Origin of the sequence: Maribellus maritimus (assembly GCF_022267315.1) — a bacterium.
GTDB classification, from domain to species: Bacteria; Bacteroidota; Bacteroidia; order Bacteroidales; family Prolixibacteraceae; genus Draconibacterium; species Draconibacterium maritimum.
Map to the genome: position 1 here is coordinate 122,818 of NZ_JAIKLE010000003.1, position 26,494 is coordinate 149,311.

The window sequence follows — 26,494 nt, forward strand, 5'->3', positions numbered from 1 at the left end:
ACTCATTGTTTAATATGTTATGGCAAGTCTAAAATAGATAAATCATTTCTATTTGTAACCTTTTTTTCTGCCAATCGACGAAAATTACAGATAAATGAAGAATTGAACCCGCGAAAAGACTCTTGCAAAAAGCTACGACCCCTTTTTTATTGAATACCCGCGTTTTTCAATTGCAGCTTCAATATGGGCTAAATCGGTTTTCGAGGCATCGTATTTTACAACTGCCGTAGAATCTTCCAGGTTTGCCTTTACAAAACTTATTCCTTCCAATTCGTTGACTCCTTTTTCGATAGAATTTACGCACATATCGCAATGCATTCCTCCGACATTTACAATGGTCTCAACCAATTCAGCATTCGCCGGCTGATCCTGTCCCGATTTTTTTTCTTTGTTTCCCGGCTGACAGGCAACAAATGCCAATACCACAAAAACATACAAATACTTTTTCATTTTAATTGTTTATTACAGGTTCTAAGATTTTTAAATTTTCTTTTGTAGCAACATTCATCACTTCGCTGACTTTATTGCCTAAAAATTTTGAAAATAAACCGGCATTCAACATGGAAACATAAGTCTTTCCACTTTTTTCATAAACTGCAACACGACAAGGCATTAAGGCTGAAACCATTCGTTCATTATCGCCTTTTAAAATTTCATGCGCATGTACCGGATTGCATAAAGAAATCACTTTCACAGGCTGCACGTCAAATCCATTTTTCTGCATGGTAGCCTGCAAATTGTACTGATGCGGGATACTCCAGCCATTCTCTGTTACCGATTCTTCAATCGTTTGCAAAGTCTCATCAAACCCAAGTTTACTTTCATTTACAATAAACATCTGCCCCGGCAATACAAACAATATTACCAAAAAAGGAATCACTATTCCGGCTACTACACCAGCTATAAAAACCGATAATTTACTCTTCATATTACATTGTTTTCTAATTATCCTGAACATGTTACCGGAGAAACATACACCTTACTCCGTTTTTTTCAGTTCATTAAATTCAATAACAACTTTTTCAAACCTTTGTTTGGAAAAGTTGAACAAAGACAATCAAGTACAAATTAAAGGTTTACAAAATCCTTGACAGCAGGCGTTAGGAGGAAATTGTTTTCACAAACAAAATTCTTCTATTTTACCGCCTCTAAAGCGCCCTCATAATTGGGTTCATCCACAATCTCCGGAACTTGTTGAGTAAACAAAATCTTTCCCTCTTCATTCAAAACAATTAATACACGCGAATGTAAGCCCTGCATGGGTCCCTCTGCAATTTCCAGTCCGTAATCTTTTCCAAAGTCACCAGATAAATCGCACAAAGTAATTACATTTTCTATTCCTTCCGCTCCACAAAAACGGGCCTGTGCGAAAGGTAAATCTCTTGAAATATACAAGACTTTTGTGTTTTCAAGATCAGTGGCTGCTTTATTGAATTTCACAACCGACGTTGCACACGTGCTTGTATCGATACTTGGCGAAATATTCATTATAATCTTTGAGCCTTTAAAATCGCCCAAATTTACACGTGATAAATCACTTTTAACCAGGGTAAAATCTTTTGCTGAATCACCTACACCGGGGAGTTCTCCAACCGTGTGAATCTCATTTCCTTTCAGGGTTATTTTTGCCATAATAATTTTTATTTAAGTATTCGCTGAATAAAACAGTTTAAGAAGTTTAAAGTTGAACTATATTCAAAATTTAATACTCTCAATTACAATTAATACAAATCATCAACGGAAAGATAGCGTTCACCATGATCATAAGTAAACGTAAGAATTTTCGAGCCTTCCGGTATTTCTTTTATTTTCTTCGCTACAGCAGCCAGAGATGCACCGGAGGATATACCTGCAAACAGACCCTCTTTCAACGCAGCTTTTTTTGCGTACTCAAAAGCTTCTTCTTTGCTTATCGGGATTGTCCCGTCGAGTAAATCGGTGTTTAAGTTATCGGGAATAAATCCTGCTCCAATCCCCTGAATGGGATGTGGTCCCGGGTCGCCACCACTAATCACCGGGCTTCCGTCGGGTTCAACAGCAAAAACTTTTATATTCGGAAAATGCTGTTTTAAAACTTCTGCCACTCCGGTAATATGTCCCCCCGTACCAACACCGGTGATTAAATAATCCAGCCCATCAGGAAAATCATTCACAATTTCGAAAGCTGTATTTTTTCGGTGTGCATCAACATTGGCAGGATTTGAAAACTGAAAAGGAATCCAAGAATCCTGAATCTCTGATGATAGTTCCTCAGCTTTTGCAATAGCTCCCTTCATTCCTTTCTCTCGCGGAGTTAAAACCAACTCGGCGCCTAAAGCTGTTAAAACTTTACGCCGTTCAATCGACATCGATTCGGGCATGGTTAAAATCAGCCGGTAATCTTTTACAGCAGCAACAAGCGCCAATCCAATTCCAGTGTTTCCCGAAGTGGGTTCAATAATTGTTGATCCTTGTTTTAAAATTCCTTTGGCTTCGGCGTCTTCAATCATCGACAAGGCAATTCTGTCTTTAATACTTCCTCCCGGATTTGTCTTTTCCACTTTCACCCAAACTTCGTATTCCGAGGGATACAACCTGCTTAACCGCACATGTGGAGTATTTCCAATAGTCTCCAAAATACTATTTGCTTTCATATTTATAATTTTAAAATCGGTATAAAAAAAGCCCCCCTGAAATCAGGAAGGCTTTCGTATAAATTATTTTATTTATTCACAATCTATCCACGAAAAGTACCTTCCCTTAAATCCGGGATACAGCAACACATGCAGGTATTTATTTTCGCGTTTCTCATTCACATGCAATATACTCAACTTTTGCAAATTCTAACTTAGAAACAAGAATCGCTTTAAATTGTTTCAAAAAAATTAACTTTTATATCGCAACCACTTTATCAATTCTTTAAGGTTTACTTTTTTACCGTACATTAAAATACCGGTACGGTAGATTTTAGCCGCTACCCAGATTGCTCCAACAGTCGCCAAAACAAGTAAAAACATAGAAAGTAACAGCTCCCAGGTAGGAATTCCGTAGGGCACTCTGGCCAACATCGATACCGGAGATGTAAACGGAATGATTGAACCCCAGAAGGCCACAGGCCCTTCTGGATTTTTAGCAATGGGGAATAACAACATGATGGAAAGAATTAGCGGTATGGTAACCGGAAAAACCAATTGCTGTGCATCTTCGTCGCTGTCGACTGCTGCTCCAACTGCTCCCAGCAAAGAACTGTACATCAGATATCCCACAAGGAAATAGAACACAAAAGAGAAAAGAATTAACGGCAGATTCAGGTTGCCAATCATTTCCAAAACTTCAGTTACCTGATTTTGTCCAGCCATTTGAGATGCCGCCGGACTCATAGCAGACTGCGACTCCATAATGCTTTGTCCCATTTGCTGAGCCGATTCAGGAGTAAACAATCCCTGAACAACTCCCAGAGCAACTGCACCTAAAACAATCCAGATACCTACCTGTGTTAAACCAACCAGCGCTGTCCCGATTATTTTTCCTGCCATTAGCTGCATCGGTTTTACGGACGAAATGATTACTTCGATTATCCGGTTCTTTTTCTCCTCCATCACGCTCCGCATTACCATAGAACCATACATAAATACAAAAAAGTAAATGATAAAACCCATAACGTAACTGGCGATAAACGCAATAGTCGAAGAACTTTTTTTGGTTTCTCCCGATTCCGATATTTTAAGCGTATTGAGTTTTATACTGGTTTTGGTTCCTGCCAGCCTGTCTTCCAAATCCGGAATGCGGGTCTCTTCCACCACTTTTTGGCGTTTGTCATTCTCGATAAAACGACTTAGTTTTCGTTCAATTTGTTCGCTTAATTCGATAGGAACCTGTTTTACCGATAAAAGCTGGGCAACATTTGCAGAATATATATTTGCGGGGATGTACAACAAGGCGTAAAAATCACTCTCTTTTAAATTCGATTTCAACTCATTATATTCTTCCTCGGGTATAAAATGGAAGGTTGTGTAGCCTTGCTGTTCCAGTTCACCCAAAAACAATTGCGACTCGTCGTATACAGCAATAGTCCGTTCTTCTTTATCGTTATTAATGGAAAGAAAAATAATAAGTGCAAACATTCCCGCAAAAAGAAACGGCACCAGCAGTGTAAGAACAATAAACGATTTTTTCTTTACCCGTTTTAAATATTCCTGTTTTAATATTAGTAGTGTTTTATTCATCTTAAACTGATTTACTTTTTATTTGATTCTTCAACAGCGGTAATAAATACATCATTCATGCTTGGAATAATTTCTTCAAACGAGATGATTTCGGCCACGGGAAGCAACTGCTGAATAAGCTTATTATTTGAATCACCGTTCAAGTATTGCACTGTAAGTTGATTTTCTTTTTCACTTTCAGCATGCCCAAGTATTTTCATTTTTTGCCCAAGTGCCTTTTCAACCTCTTCGAACTCCCCTTTATATTTTACTTCGAAAATATTCTGTTTGTATTTTTCCCGAATTTCATCGGTTGGGCCGTCAACAATCTTTTTTGATTTATTTATCAGCGCAATATGATCGCAAAGTTCTTCAACCGACTCCATGTTGTGCGTCGAAAAAATAATTGTAGCCCCTTCATCTCTCAAATTTAATATCTCACGTTTTAAGAGATTGGCATTAATCGGGTCGAAGCCACTAAAAGGTTCATCAAAAATAAGCAACCTGGGTTTGTGGACTACGGTAGTAATAAACTGTACTTTTTGAGCCATTCCTTTTGAAAGTTCTTCCACTTTTTTGTTCCACCAGGTCATTATTTCAAACCTTTCAAACCAATGTTTCAGATTTCTGGTGGCCTCCTGTTTGCTCAATCCTTTCAATTGCGCAAGGTAAATGGCTTGTTCACCGATTTTCATTTTCTTGTACAAACCTCGTTCCTCGGGCAAATATCCAATCCGGGCAACATCTGAGCCTTTCATTTTACGGCCTTCCAGAAGTACTTCCCCACTATCCGGAGCGGTAATCTGATTAATGATCCTGATTAGTGTCGTTTTTCCTGCTCCGTTTGGACCAAGCAATCCAAAAATACTTTGCTCGTTTACCGAAATACTTACATCCGACAAAGCTTTTGTGGTGGCAAAAGTTTTATCAACATTTCTAGCGCTAAAAATCTCCATAAAATTTGTTTTAGAAATAGGTAACTTTTTTAACTCAATAGTTACAAATTATAAGGTTCTAAAAATAGCAGAACAATTTATTGAATTCAAATTTAAATCTGGTAAACATCATGTTTTTACCGACGAACCCTGCTTTTTTACAAAAGATACTGACAACATGGGGAAAAGACTCAACAAGTTTGCCAAATTAGAGTTATCGGAATTTTTGTATTTTGATTTAAAAAATTTATTCTATTTTTACTTATCATAAAAACCCAATCAATGCGTTTCGCTATTTTCCTCATATTTATAATTCTGCTCTCTTTTTCAGGATGCAAAAAGTTGCAAAAAGAAAACCCGACCAATTGTAAGATTCTCAAAGATTCTATTGTCACAAATTTGATGAATCAATCCGGTTTGTTTCCAGATTCAACAATAAAACTGGTACAAAGCTATCAACTCGTTGATTCATTGGCATCAGATAGCAACTTCTTTTTTAGTCTTCAGCAAATACTTGCCCAGAGCAGCTTTTTCCAGGGAAATATTGATTCCTCAATTTATTTCTTTTCTGAGTGTTATCGTTATTGGGAAAAAGATAGTTCAAAACTAGGAAAAGAAAATCAGGCGAAAATTATTCACAACATTGGATTTCTTTACCAAAACCTTGGAGATATTGAAAAAGCCCTAAATAACTATAATGAAATAACATCAATGGCTGAGATACCTGAAATTTATAAAACTCAAGTTACAGCATATCTAAACAAATCAAACATATTAATGGATCAGGACGATTATGCAAATGCAATTGAGTCAGTTGAAAAATGTATTGAAATCTCAGACAAATATAAAGACTCCACTTTAATGATCTCATCTCTTCAAGCATATGCTGACTTATACACCAATTGTGGTTTTTTTGATGAAGCAAAGCAACAGTTTCAGGAAGTTTTAAAATACGAAACATTTTTTACACCCTTGTCTCACTTTGTACATCATAATAACAAAGGAAGAATGTTTTTTTTAGAAAACGATTATGATAATGCAAAACAGGAATTCCTTTTGGCCCATGAGATATCAAAGGAACTGAATACATTTAATCAGTTCATTTCTGTTATGAATTTATTAGAATTACTTCTTACCCAAAAAAACACTGCTGAAGCAAAAAACTATTTAAACCTATTGGATGAATGGTTTTGGATGAGTGAGCAAATACCCGCCTTTCTTTTTAATTGTTATAGTTTGAAAGCTGAATACAATAACCAAATGGGGAATTTGTTACAAGCGAAAGAATTTTTTCAGCGTGCTGACTCTGTTCTTAAACAGAATGAAATCGACAATGTTATAAGAAAGCTACACTATAAAAGAACCTCTAACTATTTCTGCAAAATCGGCAATTACCATAAAGCATTTTATGAATTAGCCGAATTGAATAAAACCAATAGTAACATTCTTCAAACAGATAACCGAAGACAAGTTGCAGCACTTAAACACAAATACCAAAGAGACACTACGCTTATTGCCCAAAAAAACGCGTTAAAAAATCAAGAAGAAAAAATTACCAGCTACCGTTTCCAACTTATAAGTTTGATCGGCTTTTCGTTGATGCTTATGTCCATTGGAGTGATTGCCTATTTATACTATAGAAAAAACAAACAACTTGAAATTGAAAAGAACATGCGAAAAGTTGCCGCTTTAAAAATGGAAAATATCCGCGGACGACTATCTCCTCACCTGATTTTCAATACAATTAATAGTATTCAGGAGAATATTGAAAACAAAGAAACTTCAACAACACAATTTGACAACTTAACAAGAATAATCCGTCAAAGTTTGGTAAATACAGAAAAAACAGCAATCACTTTGAGAGAAGAGATATGTTTCGTAAAAAGTTTTATTGGACTTCAACAAACCAGAGCAAGGCAAGAATTTTCTGTTTATTGGAGAATTACTCGCGAACTTGATGATGAATTAGTTCCGGGCATGATATTACAAATTCCGGTAGAAAATGCAATTAAACACGGGTTTGTTCACAGTTCCTTCAACAACGAATTAACTATAACAGCTAAAAAAGAAACAAATTTTCTTATTCTTACTGTTGCAGATAATGGAATAGGAATTCATAACGCTCATAACTCAACCAGAGGAACAGGAACAGGATTAAAAGTTTTAACAAATACCATTCACAATCTGAATTTATCAAACAAAAAAAAGATGTCTTTTGAAATATTAAACAATGGTGTAAAAGGAACAAAAGTTATTATTCGAATTCCGGTTACTTTTAACTATAATTGAAATTAAAAAAACAAATTACCCCCAATTATGAACCAAATAATCCCCTTTTAAAAATCTCTCACAAAACGATTCAGTGAAATAAAACTATTCTTGACAAAAATTCAATTAACTTATTGAATATGGCTATCCAAGAGATAAATGTTGCGATTATTGACGATCAAAAGATTTCAATAAAAAACCTTCGGGAAGAGATTGAATCCTTTCGTGAACCAAAACTTAATGTTCTATTTACTACAACCGACCCGGCTACAGGATTAAAGAAAACTCTTTATCATAAACCTGATATTTTATTTCTTGATATTGAGATGCCTGGCAAAAGTGGCATAGAATTGTTACGGGATCTTCACCATAATTCAGATTTTGACTGCCATGTAGTTTTTCAAACCAACTATGAGAAATATACTATTGAGGCTTTACGTGAAGCCGCTTTTGATTTTATTATAAAACCAGTGGAGCGCCCTGACCTTTCAAACGTGGTAAACCGTTTTCTAAAATTGAAATACAAAAGTAGTTTTCGTGATAAAATAAACCGAATAAACAACGAAGGGAACCAACGCATCTCATTACCCACTGTTGAAGGATTACTCTTTTTGCAGAAGAATGAAATCATTTGTATTCAATATGTTTCTTATGAAAAAGGGATCAAGCCATACTGGTCGGTAATGGTTTACGATAACCGAAAAATTATTTTGAGGCGAAATATCAAAGGGCAGGATATCCTTGGCATCCTAAATTCTCATGATTTCTTTATGATAAATTCGGGTACCATACTCAATTTAAATCACCTCAGCTTTGTTGATTATAAAAGCCGGGATTGCATTATGGTTCCCCCTTTTGACAAAACCAAACATACCATCGCCCGAAACAAGATGGGAAAATTCAAAGAGAGATATGATAACCTCCATTAAGTAACCGAAAAAACATTTTCATTTCACATAATAAAAAGAACTAAAAAACATGAAAAAAATAATTTTTATTCTCTTCGGAGTGTTATTTATTAACATTTCTGGCTTCTCCCAGGATATTATTACCAAAACAACAGGAGAAGATATCGAAGCGAAAGTTCTAGAAGTTGACAGAACTGAAATTAGATACAAAAGATATAGTAACCTTGATGGCCCAATTTTCACTTTGCAAAAAAGTGATATTTTGATGATAAGATACGAGAATGGGACAAAAGATATTTTTAATACCCGCACCGAATCAAATACAGTGAGTTCAAGGGCACAAAACAAATCATTTTTTGGCAATGAGAATATAGAACGACCCACAAAATGGGAAGGTAATGGAGAGGGCATTTCTCCCGGTAGTCATTTCTGCACAGATATTGGTTTCTATGCAAAAACTGGAGATTATGGTAGAAATCGGATTGCAATAAATGCCATTTACATGTATCAGATAAATCCGTTCTTAGGGCTTGGTTTTGGCACTGGAATACGTGCATTCACCGAGGAAGACGTAGTTTTAGTCCCCTTTTATCCAAGTATAAAAGGATATCTACTCAATAATGATGTTTCTCCCTATCTCTCTTTAAATATAGGTTATGCTGTTGATATATCAGGGAATGAACAAAGCGGATTAAATCTGTCTCCCAAGGTTGGAGTATTTAAAAGAGTATCAGGCAAATCGGTAGCCTATTTTGAATTTGGGTACGAAATGCAAAAACTTGAGTTCGTTACGGTTTATTCTTCGGGGAATGCTTATTACTCCGGCGAAAATTCAGGAGCTATCTGCTTTAACATAGGTTATACATTTTAATAATAAACATAGCATAATATTCTATAAACATACACAACAAAAAATCAAACTTTAAAAATCAAAAATCATGAAACTTAAAAATTTACTTCTTTTATTCTTTATTGTGCCAACAATGGCATTCTTTAGTAGCTGTCAGGATGACGATGATGATATTAGTAATTTCGGCGAAGTTATTTCCGGCACTTACAGTGGCACTTTAAAAATTTTTGAAACTGGTGATTCCGAAAGTGGTTATGTCAAGCTTGAGAGAGCTTCAGATACTTCTGTGTTTCTAAGTTTATTATATTGTGAGAAATTAGAAGTAGATATCGATGAAAATTATGAATTAGTCATTGCAGTAGTAGACAATAATCACTACAAACTTGAGTCTGGATCTAACTATCTGATATCAGGAAACATAAGAGATGATGAATTAAATTTGAATGTTAAAATAGGTAATAATACCTTAATATTTGATGGTAGTAAATAAAGTTATAATATCATAAATACTTTAATTTGTGCTTTTACCAAAATTAGAGTGTTTATGATATTCTTTGTACTATCCAAGTTACCAAAGCAACACAAAAAACATTAATCTAACTAAAATTGAGACACTTAAATCATTCATGATATTAATTTAAGTTCCAATTCTAAAAGAAATCGGGGAGTATTCAATACGAAAAATATACAAAGACTCAATTTTTGTAGTGTTTCACCCATTTTACGCAAATATTTCTTTTGCCTTCTCCAATTTAGAAAAAAACATTATTAAGTCAAAACTAAACAAATCATGAAATTCTATAATTTATTTTTTATCGGGATTATACTAAGTGTATTTATTTTAAGTTGCGACAAAGAAGAAGATCCTTCTTTTCAGACCAAAGATATGAGTATCTATGATATTAAAAGCGAAACTCTCTGGGACTACTGGATTATTGGCGAAAAGGGGGACTATCTTTTTGTCAATGAATCCAATGGAATTCCGAATAAGCTATTCCTAAGCCTGGGAAATGCTAGTGATGGTTATTCTATTTTCATGGACGATTCCGGGCGACCTCAAAAAACTATAATCGGAGACTATATTTTTCTTTTCGACAATTTCAATGGAAATAACTTGGATATGGCAGTCATATTTCCCTCAGGAGAATTAAAAATTGAAAGAGCCATAAATACAGGGGAAAACTGGGATTTATATTCTGAAGATACTTCAGATAACCGGGAATCGATGATAAAATGGACTGGAAACATCGCTAGTGGAGTTGCATCTGGAATAAAAGCATTTGAAGCAAAGCAACCTAATGTTGAATTCCTATTCCCTCTTATCGATTCCGAAGAAACCATTCTGCATACAATAAATGGCTTCACTGTAGATGACTATGAAATTCTAAACTTAAACACAAAGACTTTTCAACCAATATCAAAGATTATTGGGTGTTCCAATAAAGATACAGAATGTGCCCTAAATATTGCAACAACCGCATCTTTGATAAGCAATTCGAGCTTAGAAAAGTTTACGAACAATGAACAAAAAGCATTAGCCATGCAAATACTTTCACTCACTATTACCACAAATAAAGCGAGTGAAGTTACGAACAACAGTGCTCTTTGTAATGTAATTACAGAGTTCGAAGAATATACAAATACAACCAGCACTTATGAATTCAATGTTGGCATCCGTTATTGCCCTGAAAATGATGAGCCAACAGTTTCAGGAACAGTACTCTCACAAAAAATAACATATGGTCCAAATTCAGATTACTCGTTTGACGTTTCATTTAAACTAAATGAATTGGACTCCAATAAAAAATATAAATATTGTGCTTTTATCCAACACGATGATTTTATCGAGTTTGGACACACAAACACATTTGCAACAGTATATGTAAACATTGAATCACTGGCACAAACCGGTTCCGCCAAAGGTTCTTTTACGTATAATAACAAGTCCTATGAATACGAATACTATATTGCAGAAACATGTTTTTTAAGTGGTGATACTTCGTTTATCGGAGAATGGGGTATTTACACAGATTTAAATAGCAAACATCATCCAGCCAGCGATATTGGGCTGGGGGAAATAAATTGGACATGGACCTATTGGAGTAATAACTCTTCAGTATCTGACACGCATACTCCATATATAAAATTTAAAAATGGAGAATATTATTTAGGAAATCCTGTTTACTTATCTGCCACACACGTTGGAGATAAGAGTACAACAATTAATGAAAATAATTTGAATGTGACTAACGAAATTAATTGTTGCAATCGTGAACAGCTATGACCATATTTCCTCAATGACTCCCTTTCTAACTAAAAATACTTAGTTGAAATTAATAAATTCACAGCCAAATTCTTCCTATATTTAATCTCAAATTCAAACCAGACCTATTCAAATGAAAATCAATATTTTTCTGATTTTGGGAGTGGCCCTTTTTGCTGTTAGCTGTGCGGAAAGAATCAATCAAAAACAGCAGCTTGTCAACGAACTAAACTTGTCGCTTCAAACCGAAATTCTGGATGCCTGGTATCCCCGGTCAATCGACTCTGTGTATGGGGGCTTTCTGAGCAATTTTACATTCGACTGGCAGCCCAGTGGGCCGCAAAACAAGATGATTGTTACCCAAACCCGCCACTTGTGGACACTTTCTGAAGCTGCAATTTTCTATCAAAATGATAAATACCGAAAAACAGCTGATCATGCATTTCAATTCCTGAAAAACAAAATGTGGGATAAGCAATACGGAGGTTTTTATACCACCCTGAACCGGGAAGGAGAGCCTGGTACCACCAATTTTGGTGGCGCAAAAATGGCCTACGGAAATGCATTTGGTATTTACGCCCTGGTGGCTTATTATAATCTTACCAAAAATGAAGAAGCGTTGGAGTTGGCAAAACGGACTTTTTTATGGCTGGAAAAGTATAGTCACGACCCGGTGTATTCAGGATATTTCAATAATCTGGAGAGAAATGGAAATCCCCTTAGTGCGGGGAGAATGGAGGAAACTCCGGTTGAACGTCCCGAAGAATTACCGGATTATAAAAGAATGAGTCAGAAAGATCAAAATACTTCGATTCACGTTCTGGAGGCATTAAAAGAATTGTACAAAGTTTGGCCGGATGAATTGGTTAAAATTCGGCTTAACGAAGTCTTTAATCTAATTTCAGAAAAAATAGTAACACCCAAAGGCTATCTCACGCTTTTCCTGGAAAGAGATTTTACACCCATTTCATTCAGGGATTTTACAGAGGAAATAATCCGGCAAAATCTTTCCACCGACCATGTTTCTTTCGGACATGATATTGAAACCGGCTTCCTGTTGCTGGAAGCGGCACACTCTCTTTACGGGAAGATTGATAAAAAAACACTTGCATTGGCCAAAAAAATGGTCGATCACACCATTGACAACGGTTGGGACGAAAAAAAAGGCGGAATTTATGATCGTGGCTATTATTTTCAAGGTTCCGATACCATAACGATTATGCACGATGCAAAGGTTTGGTGGAGCGAGGCTGAAGCTATGAATGCTTTGCTGCTGATGTCAAAACTTTTCCCGGATGAACCCAAATACAGGGAATATTTTGATAAACAGTGGGAATACATCCAAACCTTTCAAATTGACCATAAACACAAAGGTTGGTATTCAGAAGGAATTGACAAAAGCCCGGAACAGGTTTCAGCCCCAAAAGGTTCAGACTGGAAAATCAACTATCATAACTTCAGGACGATGCGAAACTGTATTAAAATGCTTCGCGGCGACCATGAATTGACAACAACAAAACACTAGGCAAATTTTCCCTTTTTCTAAAAATGATGATAAACACTTTCTTCCATATAGGGATGATTCTTCGGTACCAGATTTGCTTTTGCCAACCAGGTTGAAACGACCCATGCAAACAATCCAAGATAACCAACAAATGTCCCGATTTCCAGTAGCCCAAATTTTGCTTCATGCACGGTTGCCGGCCAAATGATGTAATATAATTCAGTATATTGACCAATCATTAGTAAAATAATAACCGGCGTAATTATCAGTTTACTTCTTGATGTTTTTCTTGGCATCAAAACAATAAAAGGAATAAACCAGTTAATTAAAATATTAGCAAAGAACAAAACTTTGTATGCACCATCCCAGCGGTGAACAAACCAGGAAGTTTCTTCGGGGATATTTCCATACCAAATGAGCATAAACTCGGCGAAATTAAAATAACCCCAAATTATACTTGTCATAAATATATAGCGGGTAAAATCATGTAAATGACTGCGGTTCAACAAATCAAAATGACCTGTTCTGGCAAGTATAATTATAATTAATGTTATTACTGAAGAGCCGTGTAAAAATGCAGCAATAAAACTTTTCCCGGCAAACAAAGTACTAAACCAGTGTGGTTCAAGCGACATTAGCATGTCGACCGCAAAAATGCTAAAGGAAAAGGCGATAACAAAAATGAAAACCTTTGAATAAAATTCAGATTTATGAAAATATTCCATTCCGCCAACCTCATCTTCCTTTAAAGAAATCTTCCTTAAATATTTTGAAAGCAATGTCCATGCTCCGAAGAATACAACAACCCGTGCAAAAAAGAAAGGAATGTTTAAATAGGGTGATTTATGTTGAAGCAAATGGTCGTGTTGAACCACTTCATCATGTGTCCATTCAAAAATGGAGTGCATTCCAAAAAACATAATCAGAAAAAATACTCCGGCAAAAGGGATATAAGCAACCATCGCTTCGGGAATTCGTTTGAATGCTGCCGACCAACCTGCATTTGCGATATACTGAATGGCTCCAAAAAAAGCAGCTCCAATAGCCAGCATTAAAAAATAATAATTGTTTAGCAGATAGTTTGCCCAGGTTCTTTTTGCATCAAAAATAAAACCCAGTATAAATGAAAGCACACCTATGCCAATTAATACATATGTGAGCATTTTAAATTTATTCGATACAACTAATTTGTTCTCCATAACCGGTTATTTTTCTCTTATTCGGTATGCTTCTACTGTAATTCCTTTTTAATATACATCGCTATTTTCCAGCGGTCTTCGGGTTTTATCATCGAACCGTGTTCACCCATAACACCAAAACCAACTGTTATAACATGATAAATATCGGCTTCCGGATTGGCCAGCATTTTTTCACTCAACAAACTGGCTGGCGGATAAGGATATTTTTTATTGACATACAACGCTCCCTGTCCGTCTCCTTTTTCGCCATGACATTGCATACAGTAAATACCATACATTCTTTTTCCACGTTCCAGATTTTGAGGAGTCGGTTCCAATTCATTCATCAGTGTTTGCGCTGCCAATGCCCTGTCTTCATCTGTTTTTTCAAAAGCATAGGGGACCATTCCCCGTGGGATTGTTCCTTCCACAGGGGGTTGCATGGTTTTACCATCCGAAAAATTGGAATTGGGTGTGTAACTTTCATAAGCTGCAGAGTGTGCCATGTCGCGACCATATTCCCAGCCCGTGGTCCGTCGGTTGTAATCACACGAAGCCAAAAAAATAAAAAGTAAGCTGAATAATCCTATATATGTGGTATTCTTCATAATCAATAAAAGTTATTCAATTTTTCCGTGCTCTTTAATAATTGAATCTATCTCTGCGGCATTTTCTCCCAGACTATCTTTATCCAGTACCATCACAAATTTATCGTCAGTCGCCCGCTCATGAAAAATCTCCGCCTTTTTTCCGGGAAAGATTTTCGCCCGCACAGAGAAAGTAAAAAGTGTAAGCAAAGTAATGGAAAGAATAGTGGCCACAATGGTAACCACAATAAATGAGGGAAATGAATTAAATGGTTTTCCTCCATACTGAAGAGGCCAGTCGATAACCGCAGCGTAATAAAGAAAGCCTAAAATACCAAGCGCCGCAAACAAACCATAAAAAAATGCAGCATGCGTAATCCTTGTTTTTTTCTCCATCCCCTCCAAAATCTCATGAATAGGATAAGGAGTATACACTTCAACGGGTAAAATGCCTCTGGCTTTTACTTTTTCAAAGGCCTCAACAAGACTGTCTTCGTCGTTAAAAACACCCAACATATACTTCTCTTTATTCATGACCGGCATGTTTTAAGTGATCTTTGCGTGGCTTATTAAACTTGGCCACACTTTTAATTTCAGAAATGGCAATAATCGGGATAAAGCGAAAAAACAATAGAACACCAGCGATAAACATTCCCAATGTTCCTACAAAAAATCCAACTTCAACCCAGCTTGGTGAATAGGTTGCCCAGTTTGCAGGCAAATAATCATGGCTCAGCGAAGTAATTACAATATTGAACCTTTCAAACCACATTCCAATGTTGATAATGATAGAAATTACAAAAACCATCCACATTTTCTGGCGTACTTTTTTGAACCAAAACAACTGCGGAACAATAGCATTGGAAATAAACATGGCCCAAAACTGAAAAGCATATTCACCAAAAATCCTGTTTTTGAAAAAGGTATATATCTCATATTCAGAACCTGAATACCAGGCTAAAAATATTTCTGTCATATAAGCAGTTCCCATTATCAATGAAATAAAAATCAGAATCCGGCAAACTGCATCGATATGAGAATCAGTAACAAAATCATTTAATTTATATAAAACCCGCATCAGCACAACCAGGGTCAGCACCATGGCAAAACCAGAGAAAATTGCCCCTACAACAAAATAGGGTGGAAAAATAGTTGTGTGCCAGCCCGGTTCAACCGAAACGGCAAAGTCGGTTGATACAATGGAGTGAACGGATACTACCAGTACCGCAGCAATTCCCCCCAGAACAAAACTCAAACCTTCAAAACGTAACCATTCTTTGCTCGAGCCGGTCCATCCAAACGAGAAAAAACCATAAACCGCTTTTTTAATTTTTGATTTTGTGGTATCGCGAATCGTTGCAAAATCAGGAACCATCCCAAAATACCAGAAACTTGCTGAGATAAGCAGATAGGCCGAAATTGCAACAAAGTCCCAGAAAAGCGGCGAATTAAAATTCACCCAAAGCGGACCCCGCGTATTTGGATATGGAAAAATATAGAAAAATAACCAGGGGCGTCCCATATGAAGTAAAGGAAATAAACTTGCGCAAAAAACAGCCACAACGGTCATTGCTTCTGCAGCCCGGTTAATTGCGGTACGCCATTTCTGCCTTAAAATCAACAGGAAAATGGAAAACGCGGTACCGGCATGCCCGATTCCAATCCACCACACAAAATTAATGATGGCCCAGCCCCAGGCAATGGAGTTATTTACTCCCCAGGTTCCAATCCCTTTTGTAACCGTAATATATTTGGCGTACAAGCCAAATCCAAACATCCCCAAACTAATTAAAAATGCGGCATACCACCAAAGCGGTGTTTTATCGTTAATAGGAGCCGTAATCTCCCGCGAAATTTGCGAAAAACTTTTATCGCCATCTATTAATTTACCGCGTACCTCTGTTTTATACATAGGCTTTTATTTAAGCTTTTTTGTTTCTTACTTTCGTCAAATATCCTACTGAAGGAAGCGTGTGAAGCTCTTCAAGCAAATGATAGTTTCTTTTGTTTTTAAACAATTTGGAAATTTTACTTTCCGAATTATTCAAATCACCAAAAACGAGTGCATTCCCCGGACAAGACTGGACACAAGCCGGCTGAATTTCGCCATCTTCAATCGGACGGCCATCCACTTTTGCCTGCGCTTTTTTCTCTTGAATCCGCTGAACACAGAAAGAACATTTTTCCACTACACCACGTGAGCGCACTGTTACATCAGGATTCAATACCATTCTTCCCAACTCGCTGTTTGATGCATAATCAAACTCATCATTGTTGATGTACTGAAACCAGTTAAAGCGACGAACTCTGTACGGACAGTTATTCACACAATATTTTGTTCCTACGCAACGGTTGTAGGCCATTTGATTTAATCCTTCCTCGCTGTGCGGTGTAGCCGATACCGGACAAACATTTTCGCAAGGTGCGTTATCGCAATGCTGACACATTACCGGCTGATGATATACTTCCGGGTTTTCAGCATCGTTCGAAAAGTAGCGGTCTACCCTTATCCAGTGCATAATCCGGCGATTTCGAACCTGTTCTTTCCCAATCACCTGAATATTGTTCTCAGCCTGACAGGAAATTGCGCAGTTTCCACAACCGATACAGGAACTCAAATCAACAGCCATCCCCCAGTGATGCCCTTTAAACTCAGGTTCCGGGTAGAGTGTAACATGGTGATCTTCCACCTCCTCATGTTTTTCGTTACCTGAAGCCGGATCGATCTTCCACTCGTCATAAGTTGTTTCGCGAACTATTGGCCGTCCTTCCATGGAATGATGAGTTTGCGAAAGCGCCAGTTTGTATGTTTTCTCCGTTTTTACCACTTCGGCTCCTGCAAGCCAGAATTTTTTTGCACCATTTTCGACAATTGTTTGGGCAAACATATTTTTACCCACTCCTTCACCTACTTTCCCTGCAACCTGACGTCCGTAGCCTAACGCAACAGAAATCGTATCAGGCGCCTGTCCCGGTTGTACAAAAACAGGTAATTCAACACCATTAACCGTGATAACACTTTCGTTGGCAACTCCGTTTTCTTCCGCCCATCTTACCGGTACAGCAGCAAAATTATCCCAGCTAATTTTAGCAATCGGATCGGGTAATTCCTGCAGCCACGGATTGTTGGCAAAGTTGCCGTTCACCATTCCCATGTTCTCATAAAATGCAATTTCCCAACCTGACGATGCAGGTTGGATTGCAGAAAGTGCATTTTCTAATCCATTTTCACTGTAACTTATATTTTGAGAGATTTCCTGTTCTGATTCAAAAACTCCTTTTTGCAGGGCGTCATTCCAAAACATTTGCGTATTTGCAAATTCATCTTGCTGAACAAATATTTCATTCTCCCAATTGTTTTTCAGAAACGTGTAAAAATCGGGAGACTCTGTCCCACTCCATCTCGCCAACGACTCCTGTGGCTGTCGGCTGTCGAACAATTTTGGAATGGTAGGCTGCGCCAAACTGTACACCCCTGATTTGGGTTCAGCATCGTTCCATGCTTCCAGATAATGCGGTTCAGGGCAAACAAACTGACAGGCAGCAGTTGTTTCATCCTTTCTGTCAGCAAAAGAAACCGACAAAAAAATATTTTCCAGGGCCGTTTTTATCGTTTCTCCTTTGGGGTGATTGTACACCGGATTTACTCCCCAACACAAAACTCCGGAAATATTGCCCGAGTTCAGTTCAGAGAGAAAAGACTCGAACTCATCATCCAGTCCCTGGCGGGTATTTAATGTTTTCTTCAGGGAAATAGCGGAGCCATAATTCCCTAATAAATTATTTATTGCATTTACAATAATTTGCACATTCTCGTCATTACTACCCGAAACCACCAGCGATTCTCCTTCATTTTCAATTAAGTCTTCAACCAGGGCGGATAAATCAACCGAAGATTTTTGACCAGACACTGGTGCCATACCTTTTGCGGAGAGCAACTGATTATACAAATCGGCAATAATTACAGCTTCTTCTGAAGGTTTAACCGGAAAACGTACATCTGCATTTGAACCGGTTACAGTCATCCCTGTTTCGAATTGGTAGTGACGATTCATTTCGTCCGAAGTTTCCAAAACCCTTCTTCCGGCAGTATAAGCCTTTGTATATTCCACCGGCGAAAGCCACGTTCCAAGAAAATCGGCACCAAAACTCACAATTACCTTTGCTTTTTCAAAATGGTAATCCGGAAGGAAAGCCTTTCCAAAACTTGCCTGATTCGCCTTCAAAATTCCTGTTGCCGACACAGCATCATATTGCAGCCATTCAGCATTTGGATATTCTTCAAGAAATTCACCAATTACCTTTTTTGTTGAAGGAGATATAATGGTTGAGGTCAATAAAACCACTTTTCTGTTTTCGGCTTTTAATTCCGCAAGTTTTTGAACGATTTCAGCATCCACTTCTTCCCAGGCAGTTGCACTTCCTTGTTTTAGAGGAGTTTTAAACCGCGCGTCATCGTATAAGTTCAGAACCGAAGCCTGCACCCGTGCTGTGGTTCCCTGTTGAGAAACAGAAGACAAATTATTTCCTTCAATCTTTATCGGACGGCCATCACGTACTTTCACCAATACACTGCAATATTCATTTGCATCAAAATAGGTTGATGCATAATAATTGGCCATCCCTGGAGTAACTTCCTCGGGCTTTATCAGATAGGGAATTGCTTTATCAATCGGTTTTTTACAACTCGCAACAACCGCCGCTGCTGCAACGCTAAAACCAAAAGTTTTCAGGAAATCGCGCCTCGACGAAGCCGACTCTTTTTTGAACAACTCCCTTTTGGTGTCGACTTCAAGCTTTAGCTCGTTCTTTTTAAATGCTACCGGATCTTTTAATTCGTCTAAACTTCTCCAATATTTTACCATAGTCTGAACTTACAAACTTTTGTTTTTACAATTTTAATAGTGACAACGCATACAATCGTTAGCGCCAATATCCTCGGCGGTTATGGTATCAATTCTTCCCGCCTTCAAATCTTCATGTAATTTGATATATTGATCGTAATAGTCATTCTCTTCAAAATTCACCTGTGTTTCCCTGTGGCAATTGATACACCATCCCATCGAAAGGTCGCTGTGTTGGCGCATAACATCCATTTCTTCAACCGGACCATGACACGTTGCACAGTCAAGTTTTGCAGAGCCAACATGCACAGCGTGGCTAAAGAACACATGATCGGGGAGATTGTGGATGCGTGTCCATTCAATCGGCTGCCCTGTTTCATTGGCCTCCACAACTTTGGAAATTTCAAATTTTCCACTGTTTGTACCTTCCCTGATAATAATATGACAATTCATACAAAGATTGGCTGCGGGAATTCCTGCAGATTTTCCTTGCTCAACGGTTGTGTGGCAATACATACAGTCAATACCATTTTCACCTACATGGACAGCGTGTGAGAATTTTACCGGCTGATCGGGAGCATAATTTTCCTGGCGTCCCAGACGAATAGCATCCGTCACTATCATTTTTATCTGCCAGCCAAATGCTCCAATAAGTAGAATTACAGGAATAAACTTCCACTTTATTTTTTTAAGGAAAATTAATTCTATGATTGCCCAGGTAAGTAACAAACCTAAAAATAAAAATAAAATTAAATTATTGTAACTGGGTTTTGAAGCTACCGGCCCTTCCGCTGCCATATTATCCAAAAACGATTTTACTGTTCGCAGATCGTCTTCGGTTAATTCAAAGTTTTGGTGTGAAGCTTGTATTTTAACTCCAGTTGGATTCATTACTGCATTTTGAAAGGCAGCAAAATCCATATGTGCATATTTTACGGCGATATCGTGCGCTGATGGATTCCAGTTTAGCGTATCAACCTGTCTGATGTTATGGCATGAAACACAGGATTGACTTTCACTTCTGAAAGGTAAAAGCCCGCGAAAAAAACGCTCTCCTCTTTTTACTTCATCAATTTCATGCCCTTCTGACACAGCGTGATCAATTTCACCGGGAGTTGCAGTAGTTTCTTCATGCCCGGAAGCAGCACTATCAGTCTCTGATAAATGAGCACTGTCCTTTCCCGGAATTATTGCTTCATTTTCAGAATTTTGATTCCCAGTGGTGTCGTCTGGTTGTTGAGCAACCATAGTACTTTCAGAAACCGAAGCGGAATCATCCTGTGAATAAGCAAATTTTACATAAAAAAAAGGAATAATTAAAACAACAAGAAGAATACGAAAGGATACTTTTTTTGTACCTAATCTCCCACGAAAAAAATTTCTCATTCTGTCCAGTTTAGCATTAAAACAAAGGCCTGTCCAATAAAACATAAGATTTAACAAACTACATCTGCAAAGGTTTCAGAAAAAGCCTAAAAACTTCTAGAAAAGATAATTAAAATCAGGATTCTTTTCAAATTAAATGAACATTAATTTAAAATAAACTTACTCAGAAACCGACAAATGTTTACATAATATCAAACTCACCAAATCATATTTTCTGAATTTCAACAAATTCAACAATTGAGTAAAAAAAAGGGAGTGGGAAATTAACAGGAAATAAAATTTACAATTTTAAACTCTACCTTTATTCAGCATTTTTTTCATTTTCTAATTTCTCAGTAAGTTTCCTCACCAGTTTCAGGTTATCAAAAAATTCTTTGGCGATAACCCTAAGAATTGTATAGACCGGAATTGCCAGGATCATTCCTAAAATTCCCGCAAGGCTTCCCGCCGCCATGATCACCAAAAAAATTTCAAGAGGATGTGCTTTTACGCTGCTGGAATAAATTAGCGGCTGAAATAATACATTATCGATAACCTGAACAGAGGCGAAAACAATGGTCATAAATCCTAATAATGGTAGCGTATGGCTCATAAAATCGGCATTTATATTCAGCGCTGCACCAATAAGCAGACCAACTGCAGCTCCCATCCATGGCCCCAGATAAGGAATTACGTTAAACATTCCGCAAAATAAACCAATTACAACGGCGTGATTAAATTCAATTCCGACAATGGTTAATCCCAGAGTATCAAGCAACATGACCATAAAAACTTCGAAAAGTAAGCCAATAAAATAACGTCGCAATAAATGGGAAATAGAGTCCATTATATGTGCCACCTTCTCTTCCATTTCTGTTGGAACGATAAGCAAAACGCCCTCGCGAAACATATTTTTCTCTTTCAGGAAAAAGAAGGTAATAAAGGAAACGGAAAAAAAAGCAATTAAAAGTTCACCCAGCGTACCTGCCACAACTCCAAAAATATTGGAGAGCCTCGATACATCTATCTCCGAAGTCAACTGTTCTGTCAGTACATCCATAAATGTTTTGTTCTCCAAAGAAAGTGTATTGCTACCGGTAAGCTCAAGTAAATGTGAGATTGGCTCTTCAATGGAATTGATCAGCGCTTCCAGATCGATTTGTGAAAGTGTTTCAACTTCACTGATTAGAAGCGGGATGATAAACCTAAAAAAGGAAATAAAAACAATCCATAATACAACCAGGGTTAAAAATGCAGCCAAACCTTTGGGAATTCTGATGTTTTTAATGTGAATCCCGCTCAGCCACCGCACAAGCGGACGACCAATAAAAGAAAGAACAACCGAAATAAGCACATAAGTAACGATTGCACTAAAATACCAAATCAAAAAAACGGTAAATATTCCGCCAACTATAAATAAAATATTCCGGGTTCTGCCTTTTAGTTGAATCATTTGATTTCGATTTTAAACAAATATAAAGCAAGAAAAACTTACTTCAAATCATTCGCATTGAAAGTATCCTGCTACGCCGTGTAAGCCAAAAAACTGTTCCAACAACGCGAGTATCACAGCACAATAAAAAATAAGATTTCGAACCTGTAGTCAACACCACTACCAAAGATATTTTTTACTTTACTTTCTTTTCCCACTTCGCCAAAATACGCAGAGGAGCGTTATAAATGAAATTACATACCTGATCCAACTTCTTCCAGCACCAAAAATTAAAAAACTTTAGAAAACCATGCATTCGTAAATGTACAGGGATTTTGTTTCCAAACGTAAAAAACTCATATGACTCCAAATCAGCAGCTTTGTATAAATCTTTTAATATTCTTTCATCAAAAGAATGAATATGTGCATGAAGCGGAGTCGGGTTATTGCAGTGAACGCAAAGAGAATAACGAATTCTTTCCTTGTAAGGCGTTGTTACGATCAGGCTTCCTCCGGGTTTTAGAACGCGTATAAGATTCGCCACAAATTTTGCGGGATCAGCCACGTGTTCAATAATCTCCGACGCAACGATGTAATCATAAACATTCTCTTTAAATGGCAAAGAAAATACGTCGGCAACCACTGCTACATGATTTTCAAAAGGGTATCTTTTCAACGCTTCTGAAGTATTCTCCAATGAAATATCCATAGAAACAACTTTATAGCCCCGGGGACATAACTCTTTTGCCACCCAGGCTTTACCACAACCCACATCAAGTATTTTTCCTGATTTATTCTTTATTTGTGAAAGAATATATTCTCCCACTCTTTTATTCATATGTTCGGTACCACTGTCACGCTCTTCAAAATAGTCAAATTCAACTCCATCCTTTTGGTAATGATCAATATAATTAAAATTGGTTTCCTGTTTTTGGTGAATATCTGGTTTTGAAAGGTTCTCCTCTTTATCCTGGCGAAGAAAAACCGGAACATTATAACGGATACTAAATTCCTGCTTACAACTTTCGCAGACCAATGTATTGGACTGCTCCATTATTTTCAGGTCGTGACTTTGGCAATAAATACAAAGCAAATCATTCTTCAAAACACTAATCATCATTTATTTGTCATTAATTGGTTCAAAAACTGCAAATACCACTGTATAATGTAACTATTGTAAGCATTAGGTTTTAACGGTCTTTGATAAGAATAATCTTTGCGGGAACTCATTAAATCAATGGTGATTTCGCGGTAAAAAATATCATCAAACAGCGGGTAATACATATTTTTCAAAAAAGCCGGAGAAATTTTTAAAACCAGTCTTTTCAAATTTGAAGGAGTTGAGGTTGGTCTCATGCTGTTTTTTAAATGAAAGTCTACCTTATGTGGTTTAAAAAATAGCTTTTCCAATGTTTTGTTGTAAAAACCAACTCCTAATTTTTGCTCAAACGGCAAATTCCGAAATAAATCAATAAAATCTTTATCAAACAACGGCATTAAAACTTCTACGCCAAAATAGAACCAGGCATGGTTGGCGTTGCTTATAAATTTACACTGCCTTTCCTGAAAATCCCATTGCTCATATTTCTGCCATGGCTCAGCCGCTGTATTTGCCAAAAACCATTCTTCAACACAACTTCCAACACCTCTCAATTGCCTTGCATTTAAAGGATAAGAAGAACTGTATTTGTTTACCATTTTCGAAAACAAATACCGGTTGTTTGCTGTTCTGACGTGTGAATCAAGATGTGAGCCTGCAAAAAAATCGCCTGAATAACCCGGCATAGCTATCGTTTTTGTCGTTATCATTTTGTTTTTCTGCAAATAACCGATAGCAAAATAATCCTGTAAAAAGGGCATCGATGAAATATGACCGGCAAACTCCGCATAGTTCAGAAACTGCTGCGTTTTTGAAAATCCCGAGATAAAATCCTCGTTGTATTCAATAAAAACATGTGAATACCCCAGCTGTTTTGCCACTTTTTCTGCCGGTTCGACTTCCACATTTCCTTTTCGTCCCCAGGTTGCACAAAGAACATTTTTATGCCCAAATTCCTTTAACAAACAAGCCAGGAGTCTAGAATCATAACCTCCGGTTAGCGGAAGCAATACCTGTTTATTTTTTAAAAAATCAGAATATCTTTCAAACAAAGACAAAATGGATTGATGTAGTTTTTCTTCCTCAACTTTTCTATCCAAAATATCACCCACTACATCAAAAAATGACATGTTAGTCACCCGACCATTTTCGAAAACAACAATCTCTCCCGGATTTACCTGGTATATTTGTTTAACAAGTGTGTTGTTATTGGGTGTTACACCAAACAATAAAAAATAGTTTTTTGAAAACGAATCTATTTCCGGAGTTGAAAACTCTTTTACCAATAAATACGGATCATCCGAAACAGCTATCTCATTTCCATTCTGAAAATAAAAAAGAGGATAACTCCAGGTATGACTGCAAACCAGCCAAACCACAGAATCTTTATTTATAACTATTGAAAACTGTCCGTTAAGTTGAGTAAAAAACTTTTTTATGTTTTCAACAGAATCCGAATGCTGCAATATCAATCTTCGAAAGCCGTCCCCCGAAATATACTCTCCGTTCAACCAGGTAAAACCGCAAACCGAAATTCCTCCGTCGGAAGTCCAGCTATATTTCTCAAGGTTGATTTTTGGCCTTACATCCATAGTCTGAGTAAAATTAAAGGAAGTAAAATTACAATCAAGATTTTAAAAACGAACTTCAGTATATCACCAGGTTTTACCCCCGCCAGTTTTAGCGAATAGGCTCCAAGCGCAACAAAAAATGCAAAACCGGTGAAACTGTATAAGCCTATTGCCCACGAAATATTTTTTAAAATTATTCCTCCAATTAACAACCCGGCAATTCGGAAAGCCATTAAAAGAATATTGAAAAACATTGAAATTTTCTGTTTCTCCATTACGATCATTATTGCCGACAGCGGTGAGATCAACATAACAACAAATAACCAGGGTGCAATAAGTTGCGCCAAAAAACCTGAAAACTCCCATTCTGCCCCAAAAACCAGCCGAAAAATAGCTTGCCCCCACAAGGTCATTACGGTAAAAGGAATTATTCCTATTAGAAATTGTTTTTTAAAAAGTGAAAAAGTAAGCCGGCTCAAATCTGGAACATTATCTTTTAACGACCGGGCCTTTTGTATATAAACACGCGAAACAGAAGTACTTAATAATTGAACCGGAGTACTCACATAACGGTGCGGAAAAGAATATAAGCCAAGCATTGTACTGCCAAAAAAAGGCTTAATCAGAAATACAGGCAACTGACTACTTAAAAAGTTAAAGATCTCGGAAGCAACAGAAAATTTTGGAAAATTAATGTACCTTCTTCCATAATTCCGTTCTTCTTTTGTGAAACGAAATTTATGATTCCATTGTGCTTCCGGAATCATTCGCGCATAAACAAAATAAATCAACAGTTGCGCCAAAAAAGCGCCCATAAATAATCCGGTGTCAGGAAAGGCAAAAAACAAACACTGCAATATTCCTGTGGTAACTGAACGCGTAATTTCCAGAAAAGAAAGTTTTTTAAACTGTTTATTACTGATTAAAACATTACGTAAAAGTTGTACAGCAGCAAAAAAGAAAGAATACAAAGGGATAAGTACCAATTGCAAAACCGACGTTATTAACTCTACTCCTTCAACCAGAATATAAACAAAAATTCCAAGCGCTACGACAACATTAACAAGCACATTGATTTTCTGAGCCAACCAAAAAATATGTCTCTTTTCCGTTTTTGTTTCTGCCAGAATGATTGCATTTTCATACTTTCCCGTGGAAATTATTGAAAGTGTGGAAGCAATTGTAATATACAAGACAAAAAGTCCAAAATTCTCAGGAGAATAAATCCGGACAATTATTAAAGCAAAAAGCGCCGGAAATAACCGCGCCAGAAACATTCCTGAAAAAAGGCTCAGAATATTTCGGTAAAACTCGCTTTGAAATACTTTATTAATCGACTCTCGCAGGGCAGGCATGTATTTTTTTTAAGCTGTGTAAAAATAGAAAATAGAATTGGACTTAAAAACGGACAGGAAATGAAAAACCCAACAAATAAAATTTACATAGCGAGAGTTTATCTCATTCATAAAATTAAAACAATTAATAATCTTTATTTTTGGAAAAAAT

22 protein-coding genes are annotated in these 26,494 nt (G+C 37.0%); 6 read left to right on the forward strand and 16 right to left on the reverse strand.

The genetic code is table 11. The annotated features are described in order from the left end of the window. Window positions 1-132 precede the first annotated feature (132 nt). From K5G00_RS03855 to K5G00_RS03880, 6 genes are all read right to left on the reverse strand, one after another. Window positions 133-450 carry a heavy-metal-associated domain-containing protein gene (locus tag K5G00_RS03855; protein WP_238764417.1) on the reverse strand — a complete coding sequence of 106 codons (318 nt, stop codon included), beginning with the start codon at window positions 448-450 and terminating at the stop codon, window positions 133-135. Between the two features lies 1 nt (window position 451). Further along, window positions 452-928, reverse strand: a complete 477-nt coding sequence (locus tag K5G00_RS03860; protein ID WP_238764418.1) for a DUF302 domain-containing protein — start codon at window positions 926-928, stop codon at window positions 452-454. Window positions 929-1,134: 206 nt separating this feature from the next. Then, window positions 1,135-1,632: a thiol peroxidase gene (gene tpx, locus K5G00_RS03865; RefSeq protein WP_238764419.1), complete on the reverse strand. Its 498-nt coding sequence runs from the start codon at window positions 1,630-1,632 to the stop codon at window positions 1,135-1,137. An 89-nt stretch (window positions 1,633-1,721) separates the two neighbouring features. Next, entirely contained in the window at window positions 1,722-2,633 is a 912-nt protein-coding gene (cysK, locus tag K5G00_RS03870; RefSeq protein WP_238764420.1) for a cysteine synthase A, read from the reverse strand. Window positions 2,634-2,864: 231 nt separating this feature from the next. Continuing rightward, entirely contained in the window at window positions 2,865-4,205 is a 1,341-nt protein-coding gene (locus tag K5G00_RS03875) for an ABC transporter permease (RefSeq protein WP_238764421.1), read from the reverse strand. Between the two features lie 11 nt (window positions 4,206-4,216). Beyond that, a complete protein-coding gene (locus tag K5G00_RS03880; protein ID WP_238764422.1) occupies window positions 4,217-5,140 on the reverse strand; it encodes an ABC transporter ATP-binding protein in 924 nt (307 codons plus the stop codon). Window positions 5,141-5,401: 261 nt separating this feature from the next. Between K5G00_RS03880 and K5G00_RS03885 the strand changes: the two genes are divergently transcribed. The 6 genes from K5G00_RS03885 to K5G00_RS03910 all read left to right on the forward strand — a co-directional run bounded on the left by K5G00_RS03885 (window position 5,402) and on the right by K5G00_RS03910 (window position 12,933). Then, entirely contained in the window at window positions 5,402-7,408 is a 2,007-nt protein-coding gene (locus K5G00_RS03885) for a histidine kinase (protein ID WP_238764423.1), read from the forward strand. 119 nt (window positions 7,409-7,527) lie between these two features. After that, on the forward strand, window positions 7,528-8,316 hold the full coding sequence (locus K5G00_RS03890; protein WP_238764425.1) for a LytR/AlgR family response regulator transcription factor: 789 nt from the start codon (window positions 7,528-7,530) through the stop codon (window positions 8,314-8,316). 49 nt (window positions 8,317-8,365) lie between these two features. Continuing rightward, complete coding sequence (locus K5G00_RS03895) at window positions 8,366-9,166, forward strand: hypothetical protein (protein ID WP_238764427.1); 801 nt, start codon at window positions 8,366-8,368, stop codon at window positions 9,164-9,166. Between the two features lie 67 nt (window positions 9,167-9,233). Next, window positions 9,234-9,635: a hypothetical protein gene (locus tag K5G00_RS03900; protein WP_238764429.1), complete on the forward strand. Its 402-nt coding sequence runs from the start codon at window positions 9,234-9,236 to the stop codon at window positions 9,633-9,635. A gap of 300 nt (window positions 9,636-9,935) precedes the next feature. Beyond that, complete coding sequence (locus K5G00_RS03905) at window positions 9,936-11,429, forward strand: hypothetical protein (protein WP_238764430.1); 1,494 nt, start codon at window positions 9,936-9,938, stop codon at window positions 11,427-11,429. A gap of 112 nt (window positions 11,430-11,541) precedes the next feature. After that, complete coding sequence (locus tag K5G00_RS03910; RefSeq protein WP_238764431.1) at window positions 11,542-12,933, forward strand: AGE family epimerase/isomerase; 1,392 nt, start codon at window positions 11,542-11,544, stop codon at window positions 12,931-12,933. A 17-nt stretch (window positions 12,934-12,950) separates the two neighbouring features. Here the strand turns inward: K5G00_RS03910 and K5G00_RS03915 are convergent, their stop codons facing one another. The 10 genes from K5G00_RS03915 to K5G00_RS03960 all read right to left on the reverse strand — a co-directional run bounded on the left by K5G00_RS03915 (window position 12,951) and on the right by K5G00_RS03960 (window position 26,343). Continuing rightward, a complete protein-coding gene (locus K5G00_RS03915; protein WP_238764432.1) occupies window positions 12,951-14,111 on the reverse strand; it encodes a hypothetical protein in 1,161 nt (386 codons plus the stop codon). A 32-nt stretch (window positions 14,112-14,143) separates the two neighbouring features. After that, window positions 14,144-14,698: a c-type cytochrome gene (locus K5G00_RS03920; protein WP_238764433.1), complete on the reverse strand. Its 555-nt coding sequence runs from the start codon at window positions 14,696-14,698 to the stop codon at window positions 14,144-14,146. Between the two features lie 12 nt (window positions 14,699-14,710). Continuing rightward, window positions 14,711-15,211 (reverse strand): DUF3341 domain-containing protein, encoded by a 501-nt coding sequence (locus tag K5G00_RS03925; RefSeq protein ID WP_158868486.1) that lies wholly within the window; start codon window positions 15,209-15,211, stop codon window positions 14,711-14,713. Further along, window positions 15,204-16,589: an NrfD/PsrC family molybdoenzyme membrane anchor subunit gene (nrfD, locus tag K5G00_RS03930; RefSeq protein ID WP_158868485.1), complete on the reverse strand. Its 1,386-nt coding sequence runs from the start codon at window positions 16,587-16,589 to the stop codon at window positions 15,204-15,206. The genes K5G00_RS03925 and nrfD overlap by 8 nt, the downstream gene beginning before the upstream one ends. A 10-nt stretch (window positions 16,590-16,599) precedes the next feature. Then, window positions 16,600-19,542, reverse strand: a complete 2,943-nt coding sequence (locus K5G00_RS03935; RefSeq protein ID WP_238764434.1) for a TAT-variant-translocated molybdopterin oxidoreductase — start codon at window positions 19,540-19,542, stop codon at window positions 16,600-16,602. 33 nt (window positions 19,543-19,575) lie between these two features. Further along, window positions 19,576-20,907: a cytochrome c3 family protein gene (locus tag K5G00_RS03940; RefSeq protein ID WP_238764435.1), complete on the reverse strand. Its 1,332-nt coding sequence runs from the start codon at window positions 20,905-20,907 to the stop codon at window positions 19,576-19,578. 301 nt (window positions 20,908-21,208) lie between these two features. Then, the gene (locus K5G00_RS03945; protein ID WP_238764437.1) at window positions 21,209-22,339 is read right to left on the reverse strand and encodes an AI-2E family transporter; all 1,131 of its coding nucleotides are present in this window, start codon (window positions 22,337-22,339) and stop codon (window positions 21,209-21,211) included. A 175-nt stretch (window positions 22,340-22,514) separates the two neighbouring features. After that, on the reverse strand, window positions 22,515-23,438 hold the full coding sequence (locus K5G00_RS03950; RefSeq protein WP_238764438.1) for a class I SAM-dependent methyltransferase: 924 nt from the start codon (window positions 23,436-23,438) through the stop codon (window positions 22,515-22,517). Beyond that, on the reverse strand, window positions 23,435-25,009 hold the full coding sequence (locus K5G00_RS03955; RefSeq protein WP_238764439.1) for an asparagine synthase-related protein: 1,575 nt from the start codon (window positions 25,007-25,009) through the stop codon (window positions 23,435-23,437). Before K5G00_RS03955 ends, K5G00_RS03950 begins: the two co-directional genes overlap by 4 nt. Beyond that, window positions 25,000-26,343: an oligosaccharide flippase family protein gene (locus K5G00_RS03960; RefSeq protein ID WP_238764440.1), complete on the reverse strand. Its 1,344-nt coding sequence runs from the start codon at window positions 26,341-26,343 to the stop codon at window positions 25,000-25,002. Before K5G00_RS03960 ends, K5G00_RS03955 begins: the two co-directional genes overlap by 10 nt. Window positions 26,344-26,494 lie beyond the last annotated feature (151 nt).